Raw genomic sequence first — 23,473 nt, 5'->3', positions numbered from 1 at the left:
GTCTTCAGCCAACGCAGCTCGAGGTGGTTTGAAGCCTCCCCCCGCAGAGGCGGCTCCGAAGGGCCACAAAACCTTCATCTCCTGCACAGCACCGCATCCAGCAAGGTCACCTACCTATGGGACCTCCCCTTCCGCGCTCGTGGCGCACATAAAGAACAAGCTTAGAACTCCTGGTTGAGGCCGAAGTCCTCTACCAGCGCCCGCATTCACCGAACGTCTTCGTCCGCTGTGGGTACCCGCATGCCTCGCAGCATCATGTTCTCCGACGTTCGCTGGTTGCCAATCACGGGCGCGAATACAACCCGGCCGACCCAAGTCACCCGCACTGGCAGAATCCACCAGATCGTACTGGTCAGCGCGAACCAAGCGAAGCGGATCTTGTGACGTTGCGAGGCGCTTCAGGCGAAGATAGAGCCCATGGCCACGTATGACACTGGCGCAGCCCGGCGCGCGACGATGTACGGCAGCGGCGATCTCAGCGCCAGCAAGCTCTTCTCGGGCCATTTCATCAACTTCGGGTACTGGACTGACGACGTGGCCCCCGGCCTGCTCAACAGGGAACGACGAACCACCAGCCAGGCCGACCTGTACCGAGAAGTACTGCGCCGAACCGATATCGGTGAAAGGGATGCGGTACTGGAAGTCGGTTGCGGTATTGGAGTAGGCGCGGCGCTCGCGCTACAGGAGTTTGGCCCACAGCGGATCGTTGGGCTCGATCTCTCGGACGATCAAGTTGCGCGGGCCGAGCGGATCAATGCCGACGTGTTGATCGCCAACCCTGGCCGGCTGTCGTTCCGTCAAGGCTCAGCCTTTGCGATTCCATTCCAGGACAGGGTATTCGACAGCTGCATCTCGGTCGAGGCAGCACAGCACTTCGAGGATTTGACAGGGTTCGTTGCCGAGGCAAACCGAATCCTGAAGCCTGGCGGAAAATTGACGGTGGCGACGTTCTTCACTACCGCGGAGGACGCCGCGCGGCACTTGGAGCCGCTCATCGAGACCATCCGCAACGGGATCGATGTTGTGGCGCCGATCGACTCCTTCGTGCAGGCACTCCGAGTGAGCGGTTTTGAGCTGGCCGACGTCGAGTCGATTGGCGCGCACGTATGGCAAGGGTTTGATGCTTGGATGCAGCAGACCGGCTTCGACAATCACTGGTGTCGTAACTGGCTCCGGGCATATCAGGACGGCCAGCTCGACTACTACATCGTGTTGGCGGTGAAGCCATCCCTCTGATCTGCACTGACGACGGCCTCGTTCGATCCTGCGGAACCATGGTGGAGAGGGTTCGAGACGCCTCTGACAGCGTTCGCGATCGCTGAGCTTCTCTCTGAAGCAGGGGTGCCAGCCGGTGTGGCCAATGTCGTCACAACCACGGATCCTGGCGCGGTCGTGTATTCGCTGCTCGAGCACCGCGCCGTCCGCAAGCTGTCCTTCACCGGATCGACGTCGGTTGGGCGGCACCTGCTGTGTCGTGCCGCCGGAAGAGTGCAGAATGTCTCGATGGAACTCGGCGCGAATGCCCCCTTCGTCGTGTGCGACGACACCGACTTGGACGCTGCGGTCGCGGGCGCACTCGTCGCCAAGTTCCGCAACTCCGGTCAAGCCTGCACTGCCGTCAATCGATTCTTCGTACACAGCGGTGTTGTCGACGAGTTCACTCGACGATTCAGCAAGGCGGTAGACACCTTGCACTTGGGGCCGGCCACGGATCCCGCGTCCCAGATCGGCCCGTTGATCAGTGCGGCCGCAGTTCGACGAATCCAGGCAGCCCTCGACGAGGCGCTCGCAAGTGGCGCGCGGATCGTGAACGCCCCGGTCACAGTCCCGGATCGGGGCACATCATCGCGCCGCTCCTCCTCCGCAACGTTCCTGAAGACTGTGAGCTGACTCGATCAGAGATTTTCGGTCCGGTTGCTCCGATCCTCACCTGGAAGACTCCGCGGACCTCATCACACGCGCGAATGCCACCGAATACGGACTGGCCGCATATGTGTATGCCGGCGACACCGGCCGCGCCCGCCGGATCGCCGCCTCCCTGCAATGTGGGATGGTCGGCGTCAACCGTGGTGTGGTGTCGGATCCTGCGGTGCCCTTCGGAGGCATGAAGCAGAGTGGTATCGGCCGCGAAGGTGCCACTGAGGGTCATGCGCACACACAGTTCGCCGACCACCCGGTCGAGGTCACTCGTCCGGCCGGATGGTCAGCACCCCATTACTGCTGCGCTGCGCTCGAGGAGGAGGTCGCGGAGGAACACCCACAGCCTCGCCTGCCCACTGTTTCAGGCCTCGGAGAGCGCCGTGCTCGGGTCTCCTGCCGCGTGCCGGGCGGCGAGGTAGCCCCCGACCATGCCGCGGGTGTTGCCCTGGCCGCTGTTGTAACTCGCCCCGAACTCGATCATCGCCATCGAGTTCCCCGCGGTGTAAAGACCCTCAATGGGTTGATCGCGGTAGTTCAACACCCGGTTCTGGGTGTCTGCCGCGAGCCCCGCGTTGGACAGGCCGATGTTGATCGGGTACAGCCGCACGGCATAGAACGGCCCCTTCACGATCGTGCCGAGATTGGGATTACCGGCAACGCTCAGGTCGCCGCTGTTCTTGCGCGACCAGACCTTGCCACCCCGGTTGAAGTCCTCGTCGATGCCTGTGGTGACGAAACCATTGAAGCGTTCCACCTCGGCCTCGAGACCGTCGCCGTCGATACCGAGCTTCTCGGCGAGTTCACGCAGGGTGCCGGCCTTCGTCGCCACGTTCTCGGGGATCTCCGTGCCCTTAGTGAACGGCCCGAAGTCATACCGATCGCGGGCCTGGCTGTCTTGGATGACCCAGAACGGATAGTTCGGGTGCTCCTGCGTGCCGCCGTCGATGGTCTTGAGCGCGAAGCCGAGCGACCGGGAGAAGCTCTCGTCACCGAAACGCCGTCCCTTGCGGTTGACGACGATCGAATGTGGCACGCCGAGAGGAACGCCGGCGAGGCGCCACAGCGGCGAACCCTCGTGCTCCTCCCCGGGTATCCGATATCCACAAGTGACGGGAACCGGCACCTGCGCGACCCGAGCGCCGATGCTGGCGGCCAGCACGATGCCGTCTCCGGTCACCGATGGGGGGCTCGCCGACTTGATGTCGGGCACCATGTCGTAGTTGCGGTGCGCGCCGTCATTCCAATCGTAGGCTCCGGCGGCAATCAGCACGCCGCACTCCGCCTTGATGAAGTAATCCTGCCCCTGGCGCAGCGCCCGCACACCGACGACCCGGCCACCTTCGGTCACCAACTCCTCGGCGGGAGTGCCAGCGTAGATCGGGATGGCACGGTCGAGGGCAGCCTTGACGAAGCTCGCGCCCAAGCCGGGTCCGAGTGTGCGCTCGTCCCGCTCCCACCGCCCTTCGATCGTGGTCATGTCCCAGTTGGGGAAATTCGAGAGGCCGCCCTGCGCAAACATCTCCGGGTGGGTCACTCCGCTCAGACTCTGCGGCGAGAGGTGCACGGTCCGCTGCCATTCCGGTCCGAGGCTCGCGCCCGGGAAAGGTGCGACCTCGATGTACCTTCCGTCAGCGGACGAATGCGGCATCTCGGGGTAGTAGTAATCCGGGAAACCGCGGACCAGACGCCACTGGACCCCGGCCTTCTCCTCGAAGTACGCGAGGGCGATCGGCGCATGCACGCAGAAGCTACGCGTCATCCTCGGGTCGTTGTAACCGGCGCTGATCTCCTGGACGTACTGAAACGCGTCCTCCTCGGAATCCTCGATACCCGCCGCGGCCTGCAAGTGGCTGCCACCGACCCAGAGCTCACCGCCGGAGTACGCCGATACGCCACCGACCGTCTCCGCCTTCTCGAGAACGAGGGCCCGAAGACCCCAATCGTGCGCGACGATCGCACCCGAAAGGCCTCCGATGCCCGAGCCGATCGCGACGAAATCGACGATCTCATCCCAAGGTTTCAGCACGTTCCTATTCATAGAGCACCTCTCACTGTCAGCACCTGTTGCCGAGTGCGTGGGTCACACCAATTCCTTCAGCTGGACGCTGCTGTCGGACAAAATCTCGGGGTCGACCACCGCGCGCGTCGCCACGAGCCTCTTGGCCTGTGCGTAGTCTCGGACGTGGTTCACGGCGTCGACGGCGATGACGCTCCCGCGGGACAGGTAGACGACGCTGAAACGATCCGTGGCGGGGTCGCCACGCAGAACGGCGTGGTCGTGACCTTTTTGCAGGCCGACCGTTTGCAGCTTGATGTCGTACTGGTGCGACCAGAACCACGGCAACGGCACATACGGACGGGGCTTGCCCAGGAGCGCGTCAGCGACGGTCTTCGCTTGGTCAACCGCGTTCTGCACGGACTCGAGACGCACACGGTTACCGCCGAAGTGCGAGCCGACGAATGCGGCGCAGTCTCCGATCGCATAGACGTCGGACAGGCTGGTTCGGCAGTGGTCGTCGACCTCGATGCCGTCGCTGCAGTCGGCGCCCGCGACGGCAAGGACGTCGAGGTTCGGCGCGAGTCCGACGCCGACCAGGACCAGATCGGCAGGTATATCGCTGCCGGTGGTCAGCCGCACCGAACGGACTTTGCCGTCGCGACCCCAGAACTCGGGGACCCCAACGCCGAGATGCAGCCGCACGCCGGCTTCGCGGTGCCGGCGTGCGATGTAGTCGGACACGTCTGGACCGGTGACCCGGGCGAGCAATCGCGATTGGGACTCGACCACGGTGACCGCAAGCCCCGCCTGGCGGAGGCCGGCTGCGGTTTCCAGGCCGATGTATCCGCCGCCGATGACCACCGCTCGACGCGCGGTGCGCAGCGCAGACCTCAACGAGACCGCGTCCTCGACGGTACGCAGCCGGTACACACCCCGCAGATCCGTCCCCGGTATCGGCAGAGAGCGAGCCGTACCGCCCGCGGCCCAGACGAGATTCCGATAGCGGTAGGTAGTGTCTTGGGAGTCACGCGCCAGGTGGGCCTCGGGATCGACGTGGACGATCTCGCGTCCGGTCAGGATCCTGACGCCGGTCGATTCCCAGAACTGGGCGGACCTTATGTCGAGCGCGTCCCGGTCGACCGATCCCGTGAGGAATCCCTTGGACAGCGGCGGGCGCTCGTACGGCGGCGTGGGTTCGGCGCCGATGAGTCCGACGGTGCCCTGGTATCCGGCGGCGGCCAGCGACAGGGCGACCTGGGCACCCGCCTGACCGGCTCCGACGATCAGGGTGTCGAAATCGCGTGGCATCGTCGTGTTCCTCTTCTCGGATCGCTGCTCCGGGTCACGGAACCCGGGCCTGAAGGCCATCGAGCGAGGCATTGACCTTGATCTGACAGCCGAGACGACTCTCCGGCCGGAGGTCGTCGACCATCTCGAGCAGATCGTTTTCGTCGTTGGAGGGTGCCAGAATTCGTTCGCGCCATTCGCCTTCGATGTACACATGGCAGGTGGCACAGGACATTTCGCCACCGCATTCGCCCTCGATCCCGGGGATGCCGTTGCGCACCGCGACGTGCATGAGGGTGTCACCTTCGTGGGCGTCGACACTGTGGACCGTGTCGTCACCGGTGATGTAGTGGACGGTTGGCATGACGGTCTCCGTTCGGCTCAGTTGCGGACAGTGGCGACGGTCCGGGGGCTGTACCGGACGGGAAGGGAGGTGAACCCGGTGGTGACGTTGTCGGCGATCCAGGTCGGTTCGGCGGTCGTCTCGAGGTCGGGGAAGGTGCGCAATATCTTCGGAATCAGTGTCCCGAGTTCGAGCCTGGCGAGGGCGCGGCCCAGGCACATGTGGATACCTTCGCCGTAGGCCAGGTGCAGGCTGGGGTCGCGGGTGATGTCGAGCCGGTGCGGATCGTCGAAGACCCTCTCATCCTTGTTCGCCGAGGCCTGGAAGGCCACCACCCAGTCGCCGGCGCGGATGGTCTTGCCGTGTAATTCTATGTCCTCGTTGGCGATCCGCAGCCGGTTCTTTCCAGGCGTCACCCAGCGGACCACCTCTTCCATGGCACTGTTCGTCAGCGAGGGGTCATCGAGAAGCAGCTGCCGCTGATCGGGGTTCTCGAGGAACTGCCACAGGCCCACAGCCGCTGCGTTGCGGGTGGTTTCGAGCCCACCACCGATGAGAATCGTGAGGTACGAACGCATTTCATGCAGACTGAGCTTGTCTCCGTCGATTTCCATGTTGCCGATCACGGTGGCGAAGTCGTCCTGGGGGCTTGCCCTCCGCTCGAGCGCGAGGTTCTCGCAGTACTCCATGAGCCGTCGCTGCCCGTGCAGAGCCGTGTGAACCGGATCGCCGTCGATCATGAACTTCGGATCTGCCGATGCCAGCCATTGCCACGACGCCTCGCGCAGCATCGGCCAGTCCACCTCCGGGACCCCGAGCATCCGTAGGATCACCCGGACCGGTAGCTCCCCGGCGATGTCCTCGACGAGGTCGCACGAGCCCAGGTCGGCGACCTCGGCGATGATCTCGTCGACGATCGCCTCCGTACCGGCCGCGAGCTTCTTCATGGCCGGCACGGAGAAGTGCTTGTTCATCGGCCGCCGGTACAGCTCGTGGATGGGCTGATCGTTGCGGCCGAGGCTGACGTCCATGCCCAGTTCGTAACGCTCCTCCGGAGTACGGCGCTTGGGGCTCTTGGGAATACGCGTATCCCAGCGGGAGCTGAGCCGCTGGTGGTCGAGCAGATACCACTTGACGTCGTCATAGCGGGTGACAACCCAGTAGTGCCGGCCATAGTGGTTGTCCTCGGCCCAGTGCAGGGGATCTTCGTCGCGAAGAACCTTGAAGACATCGTGATACTCGGTGGTCGTGTACCAATTGGCGTCGAGCAGCTTGTTATCTATCGAAGTCCAGTCGGTCATCGGGGCAACTTTCTCGTCATTGCGGCAGCGCGGTCAGTCGTACGAATCGACCCCGCGCGGCGACCGGGAGGGAGAGATGTTCCGCACTAAATGAACATACTGTCAGTTATAGGGATGCCCGGGAGACGTGTCAATGAGTAGGCGCAATGTTCGGTGGTGTGCGAAACCTGTACCAGGACAGCGTGACTAGCTGCCAACCGGGCACCTTCGGCTCGCATGCAAAAAGTTACGCGGATGTCAGAATGACAGAGATACTACTGGCGCGAGCCATCCAGCTGGGCGTATGCGTGTGACGGGGTCTGCGCCTGGAACTCACTTCTTGCCATCGGCCCCGGCATCTGTCACTGTGGATCTCGTCCGGCAAATCTGACGATCTGTTCACCTAAGGTCCGCCCACTGGGTTCGGAGCCCGACCCGTCGCCCCACCGAGAACGAATGTGGTTGTGGTGCACAGAGATACGACCGCCCTTCGTCGCCGTGTCATTGAGATCCGTCATCGAGAAAAGAGCCACCGACCATGACCGAACGAGTCGACTCCACTGGCAGTTTTCTTCGCGGGATTCGAGTTGTCGAGATCGCCGACGAACTCGGCGAGTATTGCGGCAAGGTGCTCGCGGGGCTCGGCGCGGACGTGGTCAAGGTGGAGCCGCTCGGTGGCGAGCGGACGCGTGGCTACGGTCCCTTTCAGGACGATCGATCCCACCCGAACCGCAGCCTGCACTTCTGGCACTACAACTTCGGCAAACGCTCCGTCGTACTCGACCTCGACTCCGATGGAGGTCGTGATCGATTCCGGACCCTGGCGCGTACGGCGGATGTCGTGCTCGACACCCGGCACCGCGACTACCTCGGCGATCGTAACCTCGGGTACGAGCAGTTGCGGGCCGAGAAACCTGGACTCGTCTATGCGCGGGTGAGCCCGTTCGGCGACGACGGCCCGTGGGCCGACTACCACGCCTCGGATCTGGTGCACCTCGCGTTGGGCGGCGTGATGATGAACTGCGGATACGACGCCACGCCGACCGGTGAGTACGACACCCCGCCGATCGCACCACAGATGTGGCAGGCCTACCACATCGCTGGCGAGGTCACGGCCGTCCAGATCATCGCGGCACTGATCTACCGGGACGAGACCGGCATCGGACAGAAGCTGTCGACCTCGGTGCACGAGGCGGTGAGTTCCAACACGGAAACGGACATGCCCGACTGGGTCTACTCACGTCTGCCGCATGCGCGCCAGACATGCAAACACTCGTTTGCGCAGGCCACGGCGTCGGCGGAGGAGTCTGCGGCAGCGAGCGTCCGAGTGCCCGGTATCGCCCGGACCAAGGACGGCCGCTGGTTACTGCCGTACAGCACCTACCTGCCGGGATTCGGTGCTCCTTTCGAGAAGACACTCGGTGTCTTACGCAAGTACGGTTCCGAACAGGACCTGCACCAACCCCGCTACCACGATCCCGCGGAACTGCAGAAGCCGGATGTGCTGCGGCACGTGCAGTCGGTCATCCACGGCATGGTGGGCGGATACACCTACAGCCGCGACCTCTGGAAGGACGCACAGGCGAGCGGGTTGCCGTGGTCGCCCGTGCGCCGGCCGGAAGAGAATGTCGGTGAGGACCACTGGGCGGCACGCGAGACGTTCATGAACGTCGAGTACCCGGAACTTGGGCGGACCTTCACCCAGATCGGCGCCAAATGGGTATCCCCGGGGTTGCCGTGGCGCACCGGACCACGCGCACCGATGGTCGGCGAACACACCGAGGAAGTGTTCGCCACATCGACCGGAGCCGAGCCGTCGGTGGCATCGATCCCGCGACCTCGTTCCGAGACGGCGCTCAGTCGGCACGGAAAGCCGTTCGCGCTCCGTGGCGTTCGGATCATCGACCTGTCGTGGCTGCTCGCCAGTGCCGGCGCGGGACGGTTTTTCACTGCGCTCGGCGCCGAAGTCATCAAGGTCGAGCACCACAGCAAGGTGGACGGCATGCGCATGGGTGCCGGCAAGGTCGGTGCCGGGGGCCGCGCCGCCCGCGATGCCGCCACCGGCCCGATCCTGGCCGACATCAAGGGCGAGCTGGACCGCAGTGGTGCGTTCATGGAGATCAACGCGGGCAAGCGCAGTGTCAGCCTCAACCTCAAGAGCGAACGGGGACGTGAGTTGCTCACCGAGTTGCTGCGCGACGCCGACATGGTGATCGAGGGATTCTCGCCGGGCACCATGGACCGGATGGGCTTCGGCTGGGAGCGGTTGAAGGAGATCAACCCGCGGCTGGTCTATGTCCAGCAGTCCGGGATGGGGCAAATCGGCACCTATGGTCAGCTGCGCAGCTTCGGACCCACCGCGCAGGCATTCTCCGGGCTCACCGACATGTCCGGACTCCCCGAGCCGTACGCGCCCGCGGGCATCGGCTACTCGTACCTCGACTGGTTCGGCGCGTATCAGATGGCCCTGGCGATGATGGCCGGGCTGTATCGGCAGCGACAGACCGGCGAGGGATGCTGGATCGACTCCTCGCAGACCGAGGCCGGGCTGTATCTGACCGGCACCGCGATCCTCGATCACAGCGTCAACGACCGGCCGTGGCGACGCTGCGGCAACAGGTCTCCGCACATGCCTGCGGCACCGCACGGCGCATACCGAACAGCCGGCGACGACCGGTGGATCGCGATCGCGGCGTCCACCGAGGACCATTGGCGGGCCCTGCTGGAGGTGCTCGGCACGCCCGGCTGGGCCGCGGACGAGAAGCTGCTCACACTCGAACTCCGCATCCAGCATCAGGACTACCTCGATGTGCTGCTGAATGCCGCCACTCGTTCCCGCGAGCCATTCGAGCTGATGGACGAACTGCAACGCGCCGGGGTGCCGGCGGGTGTGTGTCAGACCGCCGAGGACCGCTACGAGCGGGATCCGCAGTTGCGGCACCTGAACTGGATGGTGGAGCTGACACAGTCGGACATCGGTACGTGGCCCGTCAAGGACATCCCCGTCACGCTCAGTGAGACCCCGACCTTCATCGGGGGCATCCTCGACCGGCACGGCCCGAGCTACGGCGAGGACAACGAGTACGTGTATCGAGAACTGCTGGGCCTGGGCGACGCACAGATCGCGGAGCTCGCAGCGCAGGGGGTCCTGTGATGTCGCTCAGCGGTGCGGCCGCGATCGTGGGTATCGGCGCGACCGAATTTTCCAAGGATTCCGGGCGGAGCGAGCACCGGCTGGCGATGGAGGCGATCACCGCCGCCCTCGCGGATGCCGACATCGCCCCGGAGGAGGTGGACGGGCTGGTCAAGTTCACCTTCGACAACACCTACGCGTCGACGGTCGCGCGCTCGCTGGGACTCCGGTCGCTCAGGTTCTTCCCCGAAACTCCGGCGGGTGGCGGCGGCGGATGCGGCACGGTCACCCTGGCGGCGCTGGCCGTTGCGGCGGGCCTGGCGAATGTGGTGGTCTGCTACCGCGCGATGAACGAGCGGTCCCAGCAGCGATTCGGGGTGCCGCGCAGCGCGCCGATCCCGGGCGCCGCCGTGACGAGCGGTGATCTCGACTCGTCGTGGCACGGGCCGTACGGACTGTCGACGCCCGCGGCGCTCATCGGAATGAGCGCGCGCGGTTACATGCACCGGTACGGTGCGACGAGCGAGGACTTCGGGCGGGTCGCGGTGGCAGCGCGCCGGCACGCGGCCACCAATCCGGCGGCCTGGTTCTACGGAAAGCCGATCACGCTCGGCGATCACCAGACATCCCGAATGATCTCGGATCCGTTGCGCCTGTTGGATTGTTGTCAGGAGAGCGACGGCGCGGTCGCGTTGGTGGTCACGAGCGCCGCACGGGCTCGTCGAGCGAGGCGGCCGGCGGCGCTGGTCACCGGTGCCGCGCAGGGAGTCGGCTCCAACACCGTGCTCATGTCGAACCACTACCGGGACGACATCACCGTCACCGAGGAGATCGCAATCGTCGGGGAGCAGCTGTGGGCGCAGTCCGGACTGCGCCCGGCCGACATCGATGTCGGCATCCTGTACGACCACTTCTCTCCGACCGTGCTGATGCAGCTCGAGGCGCTGGGATTCTGCGGGGCGGGAGAGGCGCCGGATTTCGTGCGCGAGGGTGGGATCGAGGTCGGCGGCCGTCTGCCGGTCAACACCAACGGGGGCCAGCTGGGCGAGGCCTACATCCACGGCTTCAACGGGATGGCCGAGGCCGTACGCCAGGTGCGCGGGTCGGCCGTCAACCAGGTGCCCGGGGCCGAGCATGTCGTGGTGACGTCGGGCTCGCACGTGCCGACAAGCGGACTCGTCCTGAGCCGGATATGAACGAGGAGAACGACGTGAACGAGAGCGCAACAGTTCATTCGGCACATTCCCCGACTGCGACCACTCTGCCGACGCGTGGTCGGACCCGGCCGGCGATGAGTCAGGACACCCAGTTCTTCTGGGACGGCGCACGCGAGCACCGGCTACTGATCCAACGTTGTGTCGGGTGTGGTGTGCTGCGGCACCCACCGGGTCCTACGTGCCCGTCCTGTCACGGATTCGACTGGGACGCGGTCCCCGTGAGCGGGCTGGGCACGGTGCGCAGTTTCGTCGTCCAGCATCACCCGCCGGCACCGGGCTTCGACGGCCCGGCACCGATCGTGCTCGTCGAGTTGGAGGAGGGCGTGCGCCTGGTGTCCAACTTCGACGGCGGGATTACCGATCTCGCGATCGGCGTCCCCGTGGAGGTGTTTTTCCTGGACCAGGAGGAGGGGTGGACGCTGCCCCAGTTCCGCCGGGTGCCGGGTTCCGCATTGAACAGGCGCGGGACGTAATGCGATCAATATCTGACGGTATGTCTAGCAATTTGGGTGGGGGCTCTGGGAAGGAGCGCTTGATGGTGGAGTCGTTCGACGTCGTCGTACTCGGGAGTGGGGCGGCGGGGTTGACCGCAGCGGTCACCGCCGCCACCGAGGGGGCGCGCGTGGTCGTTCTCGAGAAGGCCGATCAGGTCGGCGGCACGGCCGCGTGGTCGGGCGGCAACGTGTGGATCCCCGACAATCCGCTGATGGACACCGTCGGTGTTCCCGACAGCGCGGAGGACGCCTACACCTACATCATGTCGCTGTCGCGGGATCTCCTCGAGGAGGACCTGGTGCGCACCTTCGTGCGGGCCGGTCGCGAAATGGTGACCTATCTCGATGCCAACGCGGACATGGAGTTCTATGTGGCAGAGGGATTTCCGGATTACCATCCGGAGCACCCCGGGGGTCGGCCGCAGGGCGGCCGGACGCTGGAGACTCCGCTGTTCCCCTTCGACGAACTCGGTGAGTGGCAGCATCGTGTCTCTCCCGGTCCGTACTTCGCGGAACTACACCTGGTGCAGAAAGAAACTCCTATCGGTGCTGCGGTGCCGTCGCCGCCCTCCGCGGAGGAACTCGCACGACGCCGAGTCCGTGACGAGCGTGGCCGCGGTCAGTCACTGATCGGCAGACTGCTGAAGGCCTGCCTCGATCGTGGGGTCGCTATCGAAACCAGCTGTCGGGCACGCGAACTCGTGATCGAGGATGGCCGCGTCGCCGGCGTGCGGCTCGAGACCGCCGACGGCGTCCGCGAAATCCACGCCGCCGGTGGCGTCGTGCTCGCCACCGGCGGGTTCGAATGGAACGACGAATACAAGCGCGCGTTCCTGCGGGGCCCGCTCACCCATCCTGTGACGATGCCCACGTGTGAGGGCGACGGGCTGTACATGGCGATGAAGGTCGGCGCGATGCTGGGCAACATGCGTGAAGCCTGGTGGAGTCCCGTTGCGGTGCTGCCCGACGGCGTCAACGAGATGAATCGCGTGATGGTCAACGCCGACCGCACTAGACCACGCTCCATCATGATCAACCGAAGTGGGCGGCGCTTCACCAACGAGGCCGCGAACTACAACGCCTTCGGCGGGGCCTTCCACCAGGAGGACGTCGCAACGTTCAGCTACGCCAACCTGCCCTGCTGGATGATCTTCGACCAGGAGTACCTGCGCCGTTACGGAACTGTCGGACCGTACGCACCGAACGAGGTACCGCCACCGTGGGTGATCGCCGCCGACAGTCTCGACGACCTGGCCGGCAAGCTCGATGTGCCCGCCGAGGAGCTGACGGCGACCGTGGGGCGGTGGAACACCAACGTCGCGGCGGGGTACGACCCCGACTTCCACCGCGGTGAGAGCGCCCACGACCTGTGGTGGGGCGACCCGCATTGCAAAGGTCAGACCAAGGCGACCCTCGGACCGCTCGACGAGGCCCCCTTCTACGCGGTGCCCCTGGTCAGCGGGGCGCTGGGCACCAAGGGCGGGCCTCGCGTCGACCCCCACGCCCGCGTTCTGGATCTCGACGGCGAATCCATCGACGGGCTCTACGCCGCCGGCAATGTGATGGCGTCCCCGTTCGGCATGACATACGGCGGCGCCGGGGGCACCCTGGCCCCGGCGATGGTGTTCGGATACCTCGCCGGGCTCCACACCGCACGAGTAGTCGGCCCGCCGCAATGAGTGCGATGCAGGGAGATGCCGTGACCGGGGATTTCTGGCGTCTTGTGCAGCACCGAGCGGAGCAGACGCCGGACGGCCTGCTCGTGGTCGACGAGCGCCGCCGCCGCATGACCTTCGGGCAGTTCCGCGACGCCGTCGAGCGGACCGCCGCAAGTCTCGCGGCGGGGGGTGTACGGGCGGGCACAGTCGTTTCGTGGCAGCTGCCGAGCCGTATCGACACGATGGTCTTGACCGCCGCCCTCTCGCGGCTCGGGGCAGTCCAGAATCCGCTCATCATGATGCTGCAAGAACCGGAAGTGGAGTTCATCTGCCGTCAGGTCGGCACCCGGTTGCTCATTGTTCCCGAGGAGTTCCGGGGATACGGGCACGGTGCGATGGCGCGTGCCCTCGCCGAGCGTATCGACGGCCTCGAGGTGATGGTCGCGGACGGGTCGCGGCCCGACGCGGACCCCGCGGGTCTACTGGAGGCACCGCAGGAGCCACCCGTGCGCTGGGTGTTCTACACGTCCGGTACCACATCGGAACCGAAGGGGGCGAAGCACACCGACGCCGGTCTGATCGCCGCAGCGACCACCTACTGCGAGTCGATCGCACCCACCCCGCAGGACCGCATCGCGGGGCTGGCACCGATCGCGCACGTCGGGGGCGTCCTGCACCTGATGGTCGCGCTGATGACCGGTGCCGCACTGATCATCACCGACATCTTCGAACCCGAGGCGACCACACGGCTGATGTCCGAGGAAGGGGTTACCCTCGGCGGCAACGGAACCCCCTTTGCGCTCGCCTTTCTACGAGAGCAGCGCAAGCACGGACACCGTCTGTTTCCCCGGCTCGAGGCGTTCCTCATCGGCGGGGCGCCCCGACCCGTGTCGGTTCATCATGCGGTCCGTGCCGAACTCGGCGGTGTCGGACTGGTCTCCGGCTACGGCCTGACCGAATGTCCGTTCATTGCCTGGGGCAGCCCGCGCGGCAGCGAAAACTCCATCGCGATCACGGAGGGGCGTCCCGGGCCGGGCACCGAGTTGCGGGTGGTCCGTGAGGACGGATCGATCGGCGAGCCGGGTGAACGGGGCGAACTACGCGTGCGGGCACGACAACTCATGGCCGGTTACGTCGACGCCCGGCTCGACGCGGAAGCATTCGACGCGGACGGGTACTTCCGCACCGGGGACCAGGCGTTCATCGACGCCGAGGGCTGCGTGAACATCGTCGGCCGTCTCAAAGACGTGATCATCCGGAACATGGAGAACATCTCCGCCCGGGAGGTCGAGGATCACCTCGCCGCGGTGGCCGGGCTCCGGGACTCGACGGTGATCGGACTACCCGACCCCGACACCGGGGAGCGGGTGTGCGCGGTGGTGGTGCCCAACGACGGCGCTGCCGCACCAACTCTCGTCGACCTGTGCGAGTGCCTGCTCGACCGAGGGCTGAACAAGCGCAAGCTGCCAGTTCAGCTCGAGGTGGTCGACGAACTGCCCCGTAACGCGATGGGCAAGGTCGTCAAGGCCGCACTCGTCCGCCGGTTCGGCGAGTAAGGGGCCTCATGGGATCCGACAGCGCAGCAACCGAACAGGAAGGCACCGTGCCACCGCTGCCCGGAACACACGCGTGGTTCGGTGACGCCCTCACCGCAGCCGCGGCCGAGTTCGGTGAGGCGGAAGCCTACATCGACGGAAGCGAGCGTCTCACCTTCGCGCAGTGGCACCTGCGGGCGCGACAAGTGGCGGCCGAACTGCAGCGCCGCGGTGTCCGGCCCGGCGACGTCGTGGCCATGCTGCTGCCGACGTCAGCCGATTACGCCGTGTGCTATGCAGGCATTCTCTGCGCAGGCGCCGTTGCAACGGGGCTCAATCCGCGGCTCGGTCCCATGGAGACCGCCGCGATTCTGAACCGGGCTCGTCCGAGCGTCGTCGTGTGGGATCCGGACGCTGGCTGGGACACCCCACCGGCGAACGTCCCGATCCTGGAGCGAAGCGAGCTGGCGAGCATCTTCGCCGGTCCGCCGGCAGTCTTGGTCGACTTGCCGGGTGCGGCCGATGACGCGGCTGTCATCGTGTGGACCAGTGGTACCACCGGAACGCCGAAGGGCGCGTGGTTCGACCATCGGAGTCTGGCGGCAGCGGCGCATTCGTCGGGGGTGATGAGCGCACCGTTCGACCGGCGGCTCGTGTCCACACCGTTCGCGCACGCCGGCTACATGGCGAAAGTGTGGGATCAGCTCGCCTGGGGCATCACCGTGGTGATCGACCCGGTGCCGTGGACGGCCGGAACAACCGTGGAATTGCTTCGCCGGGAACGAATCACGGTCGCGGCGGCGGTGCCGACGCAGTGGGACAAGCTGACGCGTACCCCGGGCACGGACGGTGGGTTTCCGCACCTGCGTCTCGGCACGTCCGCGACGGCCCCGGCGAGCCCGGACCTGATCGACCGGGTCGCGACGGTGTTCGGCATTCCGCTCGTCGTGCGGTACGCGATGACCGAGTCGCCGAGCATCACCGGAACGGATCCGGCGGACCCGCCCGACGTGCAGTTCCGCACGGTCGGCCGACCGCAGCGCGGAATGGCGGTACGTGTCGTGGACGGCGCAGGCCGTGACGTGCGGGCTGGGGCGGTCGGGGCGGTGCTGGTGCGGGGGGCGTGCGTCATGCGCGGCTACTGGAACGACGCGGAGCGCACGGCCGCCGCGTTCGCCGAGGACGGCTGGCTGCGCACCGCGGATCTCGGCAGCCTCTCCGAGGACGCGGTTCTCACCCTGTGCGGTCGGGCCGGGGACCTGTACATCCGGGGCGGGTACAACGTGCATCCGCTCGAGGTGGAGAACGTGCTTACCGCGCACCCGGCGATCACACAGGCCGCGGTCGTCGGTGTGCCTGCGCCGGTGATCGGTGAGGTCGGTGTCGCGTTCGTGGTCCCGGCAATCGAATTCCCGCCGACCCTGTCGGAATTGCGGGCGTGGGTCGGGCGATTCCTCGCCGACTACAAGGCGCCGGACCGGATGGTTGTCGTCGATGCGTTGCCGACGACGGCGATGATGAAAGTCGATCGCGCGGCGTTGCGCGGCGCTGCAGCGCAGGGAAGCGACGGAGGAGGATGAGCGAGCCTCTCCGACGTCCCGGGTACGGTCTCGACAACGTCGGCGAACGCGGTGAGCGGACACGTGAGCGAATCCGCGCGGTGGCACTCTCGCGTTTTGCGGCGGGCGGATTCCACCGCACATCCATCCAGGAGATCGCCGACGGGGCAGGGGTGTCGCGTGCGGCCCTGTATCAGTACTTCGGAAGCAAGGAACAAATCTTCCTCGAACTCCTCGGTGACTCTGGTTCCGCGGTCGTGGATTTGGCACGTCGATTCGAGCCTCCAGCCCCCACCGCCGACGGATTCCGCGCATTCCGTTCCTGGATCGAGGACTGGGCGTACATCTTCGATCGACACTCGACGATGTTTACCGAGTGGGGTGGAATCACCGCACCGGACAACTCGATCGAACAGGCCGTCGGGAGTTTCGTCACCCGGCTGAACCGACGGCTGGCCGAAACACTCCGCCTCGCCGGTGTTCGAGGCATCGACCCGCTGTCGGCGGCGATCGTCTTGTCCAATGTGATCCTGCGCTTCAACTTTCTCCGGGTGCGCGGCGGACCGAGGCATGCGGATCCCGAACTGTACTACCACCTCGCGGTGCTGCTCCAGCTGATGTTGTTTCCCGAGACGCCCGCCGACGCCACCCGTCCACGGCTCCACGAGCCGCAGGAGTGGTTCGAACGAAGGGTCGACGGTCCCCTCCCGTCCCGTCGTGGAGTTCCGGCTGCGGCGCCGTATTACGCTCGGTTCGAGTCTCTTTCGGCGCGGTCCGCGGGTACCGTACGGGAGCTGATGAAGTCGGGGCTTCGGGTGTTCACGGAGAAGGGCTACCACCGCGCGAGTGTCGACGAGATCGTTGCCGACGCCGACTATACGCGAGGCACGTTCTACAAGTACTTCGACGACAAGGTGGACCTGCTGGTCGCTTTATCGGACGAGTGCAGCCAGGATCTGGCGGCCGACGCGCGCCGGTTCGGCCGGCTCGATCCTGCCCAGGAGGATGGTGCGCAACTGCGTCGGTGGGTGCGGGAGTCGTTCGTCCTGTACGGGCAGCATCGAGGCGCGTATCGGACCTGGGTGGAACGATCTCCCACCAACCCCGAGCTCGATGGGATGCGTGACCGCGTGGTAGTTGCGATGCGCCGGGCGTTGCACGTGACGCTGGGTCGGGTGGAGCGCTCACACCCGCTCGACCTTCGGGTCTCGCACATGTTCCTGGTCGCCCTCATCGAAGAAATACCCTTGGCTTTCAAACTCAATGGACTCCCGGTGAAGCAGGAGCCACTCACGGAACTGCTGTCGGTGATCATCGAACGGACACTGTTCAATTCCGTCTGACACTCTGAATATTTCTATGCGCCGAGCCTGACGACCCGTCGGATGCGGCTGCACCCCAAGCGATTTCGCACGAACTCTCAGTATATATGTTGAACAACGCACTCGAGGAGGCGTCCGTAGTGGACTACCAAGTAGATGTGGCAGTGGTCGGATCGGGACCATGCGGGGTCACACTCGCGAATCTCCTGGGTCGACAGGGGGTTCGAACCGTCGTCGTGGACCGGGAGCCCGACGTCGTCGACCATCCGCGTGCGGTGGCGGTGGATGACGAATCACTGCGTTCGTTCCAGGCTGCCGGGCTGGCGCCGGCCGTTCTGGCCGACTGCATTCAGAACGCGCCGATCCGCTACTACAACTCCCGGGGGAAGCAACTCGCGCACGTGCGCCCGAGCGGCCAGCCGTACGGCTGGCCTCGACGCAATCTATTCTTCCAACCGCTCATGGAGGCTACGCTGCGGACCGGCCTGGAGCGCTTCGACCAGGTCGAGCTCCTCACCGGAACCGAGGTAACGGATCTACGGCAGCACGCCGATAGGGTGGAGCTCACGGCGAAATCCGACAACGGCGAGGTCCATATCAGCGCGGCGTTCGTCGTCGGCGCCGACGGCGGCCGCAGCTTCGTCCGCGAGGCCGCCGGCTTGGCGCTGGTCGGCGCGACGGCCCCGTCGAAATGGCTCGTCGTCGATGTCAGCGACGACACGCTCGACGCGCCGTTCTCTGCGGTGTACTGCGACCCCGACCGCCCGGCCATGACCATTCCGTTGCCGTACGGATACCGCAGGTTCGAGTTCAAGCTGCTCCCGGACGAAAGCGAAGACGACATCGTTCGCGACGATTCGGTCGATCGGCTGGTGCGACGGTTCTACACCGACCGCCCGATGCCGAAAATTCTGCGACGACGTGTGTACTGGCACCATTCGCGCACTGCGGACAGGTTCCAGAACCGCCGGGTGTTCGTGGCCGGTGACGCCGCGCACCTGCAGCCGCCGTTCTTCGGTCAGGGCATGAACTCCGGCATCCGTGATGCCACGAATCTCGCCTGGAAGCTGGCCGCGGTGACATCGGGGCGTGCTGATCGTTCCCTGCTCGACTCCTACGACGCCGAGCGGCGCGGCCACGCGGAGACGATGGTGTCGTTCGCGACCCGACTCGGCGGTTACTATCAGCCCCGGAATCGGGCGACCGAGGTGATCCGCGACGCCCTGTTCCGCGGTGTCCAACTGATTCCCGGTGCGCGCGAATACATCCTGCAGATGAAATACAAGCCCACGCCCCGATATACCGACGGTGTCGTGGTGGACGGTCACACTCGCGACGTATCCTCGCAGGTGGGCAGGCTGTTCGGGCAGCCTTTCGTGCAGACCACGAACGGTGAGCGGTGCAAGCTCGACGACGCGGTCGGATCGGCGATCGCGGTACTCGGTCTCACTGCGGATCCCGTCGAACATCTCGCACCGCAGAACATGCGACGCCTGGACGCGTTGGGTGCGCGGCTGTTCCACGTGACGCCGCCGCGGACCGCCCGTCGATTCGGGTTCGCCGAGCCCACCGACGTGGACGGGCACCCCACCCCCACCACCATCCTGTACGACATCGACGGAGCCTTCCGCGACATGCTCCTGGCCCGAAAGGCCGACGAGGTACTGATTCTGCGTCCGGACCGGTACGTTGCGGCCGCGTGCCGGGCGGACGAACTGGACCGCGTCGTCGGCCGGTTCGCGGCACTGCTGGATGGGGGCCAGCATGGGTGAGCCTGCCCGAGCGCATCGGACATGTCGAATCCGCCGCGCTCGACGGTATCGAGCAGGTTGTTGATGATGACCTGGTGGGATGCACCGAATTGACCCGGATCATGTGCGGTGCAAGCTCATTGGCGAGAGATTTGACCAATCCGACGACTCCGTGCTTTGCCGCCGAATAGTGCGCCAGATTCCCCCGCCCTTGATCCCGGCGATGGAACTCGTCAGCACGATCGCGCCACCGTGCTCATTGGCTTTCAGGTGCGGGAGAGCGGCGCGCACAGTCTTGAACACCCCGGACAGGTTGGTGTCGATCATGTCGTCCCACACCTGATCGGTCATCTCCTCGATCGGGGCGTAGCTGACGATGCGGGCATTCGCCGGTACGACGTCGAGCCGACCCAACCGTTCGACTCCTTCGTCGACGACGGATTTCAGCGTCGCGCTGTCCCGGGCATCGGCAGGGGCGGCGACGATAGACGTCCGAGCGACTCGACCTGCCGCACCGTCTCGGCGAGATCGTCTTGCGTGGCGAGCGGGTAACCCACGCTGTCCACGTGTGCGCAGTCGACAGCGATGATGTCGGCTCCCTCCTGCGCCAATCGGATTGCGTGGCTACGGCGCTGACCGCTGCCGGCTCCGGTGATAAACGCAACTTTTCCGTCGAGCAGGGTCCTCTACTTCCTCCAATGAGGTGATCTCAGCAAGAGATTCGGCGGCGTGACCCTTTGGCCTGGTCCGGCTTGCCGCTGTGGGTGGTGGCTTAAAAACGTTGGGCGGCATGCCGATTGGGATGCCGGATATGGACGCGGACTCCCGGTAGACCAAGTTCTGACCACAAGACCGGTTCTCACCTGAAGGACTCCACGTGATTGCCTATCGTGCCATGCTCGACGTCTGTTGTGAACTCGCCTGGCAGGTGAGCCGGCTGCTGGCCGGCGAACGACGCCGCCGCGGCACCCGCAAGGGGACGCGGGCGATGAGCTGTTTCCGCCAAGCCGTGCTGGTACTGCGCTGGTTCCGGGACCACACGACCCCGCCGCACTCGGCCGTGACCACGAGATTTCCCGCGCCACCGCCTACCGCTATCTCGGCGAGGCGATCGATGTACTCGCCGCGCAGACCCCGGACCTGCACGACACCATCCAACGCACCGCCGACGACGAGCATGCGCATCCGATTCTCGATGACAAGGTCTTCAGCGCCAACCGATGCAACGAGAAACACCAGCGTGAAAGGGAAAACGACGACGCCCGCGACCACGTGCTGGGCGCATTGTATTGGGCTGCAGCCCATCTCGACCTGCCCACGCTCGCCGGCGCCGGCTACGATGGTGCCGGTATCGGCGTGCACACCCCGGTCGAACATCCTGCCGACGGTGGCGACCTGCACATCGACAACCGCACCTACAACGCGCTGCTGCGTGGCCTGCACGCACTCGGCGAACGCGGATTCGCCCTCCTCGTCGGCCACTGGCGCACCCTGCGCCACATCACCGCCAGCCCCGAAAGAATCGGCGCCATTGTCAAAGCCGCCCCCACCCTCACCCACTACGAATATGGCAGGCCCACATAAAACCTCGCTGAGATCAGCTCAACGTACCCGACCTCTGCGATATAGCTGGTCGCGGCGCCAATCAACCTGCGGCGTGTTAGGTCACCGTCCCCGCCCGTAGGACGTCCCACACGGGCTGGTACTGCCAATCGAACCGCCTCTGCTGGTCCTCCCGCAGGCAACCGCGCGGTTTCAGCCGACATATCCGCGACGCGTTCCGCGAGGCGAACGCTACTACACAGTGATCATCACGAGTCGGCAGTGTCGGCGGCATTCCATTCCGTCTCCTGATTCCTTGTCAGCGATCAGCATCGCGACAACAACAATCCGCTCGTCTGCACACTCGTACCTGCGGTGACACCTCTTTCGGGACTGCCGTGCCCCATTCCGGCATCAGCTCACCGATACCCCCCTCGGGGCGCGCAGCGACAGCACCGGGAGTGCGAGACAACCTCGGTGCCACCCCGGGCACGAGACCATCCCCGAACTCCCGAATAAGCCCGCGCCGGCGGTTGTGAGCGTGGGTGGATACCTCGTCCAAGGCCAGAACCGGGGTTACGCAGGCATCGACACCATCGAACACCTCGCACCACTCGTCGCGTGTCCGCGTGCGGAACAGCGCGGCCAGGTCCTCCTTCCGCTCCGGCCACGACGCGACATCCGTCTGCGCGGAATCCCATTTCGGACCCACCAATCCGAGCACCGCGCGGAACTCCTCGTAGAACTTGGGCTCGATACACCCGACCGCCATATAGCCACCGTCGGACGTCTCGTACACGTCATAGAAGAACGCACCCGAGTCCAGCCGATTGGTGCCACGCTGATCCGACCACCGGCCGACAGAGCGATCCCAATGGAACGTCGTCATCAGGCTCGCCGCGCCATCGACCATGGCAGCATCGACAACCTGCCCCTTGCCCGAATGCGTGCGTTCGAAGAGGGAGCACATGATCCCATAGACCAGATAGAGCGCACCGCCACCATAATCACCCACCAGGTTCAGGGGCACCGACGGCGGCGCGTCACGCCGGCCGATCGAACCGAGTACCCCGGCGATCGCGACGTAATTGATATCGTGGCCGGCAGCGTGGGCCAGCGGCCCGGTCTGCCCCCACCCGGTCATGCGCGCATAAACCAATCGTTCATTGCGGCACAGACATTCGTCCGGGCCGAGACCCAACCGCTCCATCGTGCCCGGACGGAATCCCTCGATCAGAACATCCGCACCGGAGAGCAATCGAAGAACGAATTCCACGCCCTCGAGCTGCTTCAGATCGACCTCGACATGACGCCGGCCACGGCCGGTAGGCCCCGAACCGACAGTGGAATGACCTACCCGATCGATACGGACAACGTCGGCACCCATGTCCGCCAGAAGCATCGCCGCAAAGGGACCCGGGCCCTTGCCCGCCATTTCGACGACGCGCACACCTGCGAGCGGTCCACTCACTACTTCCTCATTCCGATCGTGCGAGGGTTCGCGAACCCGGCGGCATTCATCGCCGGGAGATCGCGAGCCCCATACCGGTGATCCATTTCTGCACCGGTTCGTAGGCAATGCGTTCGAACGGCTTGCCACCACCGGCCGCACCGGCGGCCAGCCACGTCCGGACTTCGTTGGCCCCGACACCGGCCTGCTCGTGCGCAACCGTGGCCAACTCCGCCAGCCGGGAGGTGTCCCACGAGGTCAGAGCGTCGAGAAATGCCTGATCCCAGACCGGCTTGATCTTCTTCTCGGCCGCCGCGTAGCCGGCGGCGATGATCCGTGCCCGCTCCTCGTCGCTCATATCGTGAGTGTCGACCTCCAGGCTCGGCGGAGAGTGCGACAAGCCACCTGTGCCGATCACGAGTACACGCTGATCGATACCGTCCAGGAACTCTGCGACAGCGGCGCCGAATTCGAGTACGCGCTCCGGAGTCGGCAGCGGCGCGGTGGCGCAATTGATCGGCACCGGGATGACCGGATAGGCGTCCAGGCTCGCCGACAGATCACGCAGGGGTTGCGCGAAGGCGTGGTCCAGCTCGATCTCCCGGCACACGCTGATATCGAATCCGACCTCGAGCAAATGGTCCGCAAGCCCTCGCGCCACCTCGGCCGGTACTCGCAGCTCGCCGCCCGGCTGACCGGCCTCGGCCATGATGCCGGCGCTCAGCGCCACCGCGAACGCCGGCACGACCTTGCGGAAGGCCCGGCGATGGTCACCACCGAAGAGCACCACGACATCCGGCGCGAATTCACCGACCAGGGTGCGAACCTCCGCCAATCCGGCACGAAATTCGAGGCCGAAGGCGTGTTCCACATCGCGCATCATCCCCGGACTGTGGCTGGCACACACGACCAGCCGATCTGCCACGGCCATTTTACCCTCCTCTATAGCTGCGAAACCATCAGCGGCTCTTACCGATTCGGCT

16 protein-coding genes and 3 pseudogenes are annotated in these 23,473 nt (G+C 65.6%); 12 read left to right on the top strand and 7 right to left on the bottom strand.

Going from position 1 to position 23,473, the window contains the following annotated elements; genetic code table 11:
* The first annotated feature begins 417 nt into the window (after window positions 1–417).
* The 3 genes and pseudogenes from ON40_RS35470 to ON40_RS56290 form a co-directional block, all read left to right on the top strand.
* Entirely contained in the window at window positions 418–1,236 is an 819-nt protein-coding gene (locus ON40_RS35470) for a class I SAM-dependent methyltransferase (RefSeq protein ID WP_040829669.1), read from the top strand.
* Window positions 1,237–1,242: 6 nt separating this feature from the next.
* Window positions 1,243–1,890, top strand: a complete 648-nt coding sequence (locus tag ON40_RS50485) for an aldehyde dehydrogenase family protein (RefSeq protein WP_373282027.1) — start codon at window positions 1,243–1,245, stop codon at window positions 1,888–1,890.
* A pseudogene (locus ON40_RS56290) lies at window positions 1,842–2,089 on the top strand (aldehyde dehydrogenase family protein); the annotation flags it as partial. The gene ON40_RS50485 and the pseudogene ON40_RS56290, both read left to right, overlap by 49 nt.
* A 192-nt stretch (window positions 2,090–2,281) precedes the next feature.
* Here ON40_RS56290 and ON40_RS35460 read toward each other — a convergent pair.
* The 4 genes from ON40_RS35460 to ON40_RS48670 are packed head-to-tail and all read right to left on the bottom strand — an operon-like array spanning window position 2,282 to window position 6,850.
* Entirely contained in the window at window positions 2,282–3,958 is a 1,677-nt protein-coding gene (locus ON40_RS35460; protein WP_040829668.1) for an FAD-binding protein, read from the bottom strand.
* A 42-nt stretch (window positions 3,959–4,000) separates the two neighbouring features.
* The gene (locus ON40_RS35455; RefSeq protein WP_040829666.1) at window positions 4,001–5,227 is read right to left on the bottom strand and encodes an NAD(P)/FAD-dependent oxidoreductase; all 1,227 of its coding nucleotides are present in this window, start codon (window positions 5,225–5,227) and stop codon (window positions 4,001–4,003) included.
* Between the two features lie 34 nt (window positions 5,228–5,261).
* Window positions 5,262–5,570, bottom strand: a complete 309-nt coding sequence (locus ON40_RS35450; protein WP_040829665.1) for a 2Fe-2S iron-sulfur cluster-binding protein — start codon at window positions 5,568–5,570, stop codon at window positions 5,262–5,264.
* 17 nt (window positions 5,571–5,587) lie between these two features.
* Entirely contained in the window at window positions 5,588–6,850 is a 1,263-nt protein-coding gene (locus ON40_RS48670; protein ID WP_051194069.1) for a cytochrome P450, read from the bottom strand.
* Window positions 6,851–7,367: 517 nt separating this feature from the next.
* Between ON40_RS48670 and ON40_RS35440 the strand changes: the two genes are divergently transcribed.
* From ON40_RS35440 to ON40_RS35405, 8 genes are all read left to right on the top strand, one after another.
* Window positions 7,368–9,983 carry a CaiB/BaiF CoA transferase family protein gene (locus ON40_RS35440; protein WP_051194068.1) on the top strand — a complete coding sequence of 872 codons (2,616 nt, stop codon included), beginning with the start codon at window positions 7,368–7,370 and terminating at the stop codon, window positions 9,981–9,983.
* On the top strand, window positions 9,983–11,158 hold the full coding sequence (locus tag ON40_RS35435) for a thiolase C-terminal domain-containing protein (protein ID WP_040829664.1): 1,176 nt from the start codon (window positions 9,983–9,985) through the stop codon (window positions 11,156–11,158). The genes ON40_RS35440 and ON40_RS35435 overlap by 1 nt, the downstream gene beginning before the upstream one ends.
* 95 nt (window positions 11,159–11,253) lie before the next feature.
* Complete coding sequence (locus tag ON40_RS35430; protein WP_040829677.1) at window positions 11,254–11,652, top strand: Zn-ribbon domain-containing OB-fold protein; 399 nt, start codon at window positions 11,254–11,256, stop codon at window positions 11,650–11,652.
* A 62-nt stretch (window positions 11,653–11,714) separates the two neighbouring features.
* Complete coding sequence (locus tag ON40_RS35425) at window positions 11,715–13,352, top strand: FAD-dependent oxidoreductase (RefSeq protein WP_040829662.1); 1,638 nt, start codon at window positions 11,715–11,717, stop codon at window positions 13,350–13,352.
* Window positions 13,353–13,372: 20 nt separating this feature from the next.
* Complete coding sequence (locus ON40_RS35420; RefSeq protein WP_245568142.1) at window positions 13,373–14,887, top strand: class I adenylate-forming enzyme family protein; 1,515 nt, start codon at window positions 13,373–13,375, stop codon at window positions 14,885–14,887.
* Between the two features lie 8 nt (window positions 14,888–14,895).
* Window positions 14,896–16,446: a class I adenylate-forming enzyme family protein gene (locus ON40_RS35415; protein ID WP_174435103.1), complete on the top strand. Its 1,551-nt coding sequence runs from the start codon at window positions 14,896–14,898 to the stop codon at window positions 16,444–16,446.
* A complete protein-coding gene (locus tag ON40_RS35410) occupies window positions 16,443–17,768 on the top strand; it encodes a TetR/AcrR family transcriptional regulator (RefSeq protein WP_051194066.1) in 1,326 nt (441 codons plus the stop codon). The genes ON40_RS35415 and ON40_RS35410 overlap by 4 nt, the downstream gene beginning before the upstream one ends.
* 86 nt (window positions 17,769–17,854) lie before the next feature.
* Complete coding sequence (locus ON40_RS35405; RefSeq protein ID WP_245568141.1) at window positions 17,855–19,519, top strand: bifunctional 3-(3-hydroxy-phenyl)propionate/3-hydroxycinnamic acid hydroxylase; 1,665 nt, start codon at window positions 17,855–17,857, stop codon at window positions 19,517–19,519.
* A gap of 73 nt (window positions 19,520–19,592) precedes the next feature.
* Here the strand turns inward: ON40_RS35405 and ON40_RS35400 are convergent.
* Window positions 19,593–20,178: pseudogene (locus ON40_RS35400) on the bottom strand (mycofactocin-coupled SDR family oxidoreductase); the annotation flags it as partial.
* A 215-nt stretch (window positions 20,179–20,393) separates the two neighbouring features.
* Here ON40_RS35400 and ON40_RS53485 point away from each other — a divergent pair.
* Window positions 20,394–21,082 (top strand): annotated as a pseudogene (locus tag ON40_RS53485) (transposase).
* A 277-nt stretch (window positions 21,083–21,359) separates the two neighbouring features.
* Here ON40_RS53485 and ON40_RS35390 read toward each other — a convergent pair.
* Together ON40_RS35390 and ON40_RS35385 are read right to left on the bottom strand one after the other, a co-directional pair.
* Window positions 21,360–22,511, bottom strand: a complete 1,152-nt coding sequence (locus ON40_RS35390) for a CaiB/BaiF CoA transferase family protein (protein WP_083896147.1) — start codon at window positions 22,509–22,511, stop codon at window positions 21,360–21,362.
* 46 nt (window positions 22,512–22,557) lie between these two features.
* Window positions 22,558–23,421, bottom strand: coding sequence for a 3-carboxyethylcatechol 2,3-dioxygenase (locus tag ON40_RS35385; protein ID WP_174435102.1), 864 nt, complete (start codon window positions 23,419–23,421; stop codon window positions 22,558–22,560).
* Between the last annotated feature and the right edge of the window lie 52 nt (window positions 23,422–23,473).

Source organism: Nocardia jiangxiensis NBRC 101359, from assembly GCF_000308615.1.
Classification (GTDB): Bacteria; Actinomycetota; Actinomycetes; order Mycobacteriales; family Mycobacteriaceae; genus Nocardia; species Nocardia jiangxiensis.
The sequence above is the reverse complement of the archived record's forward strand: the minus strand, read 5'-3'. Positions and strand labels throughout refer to the sequence as shown.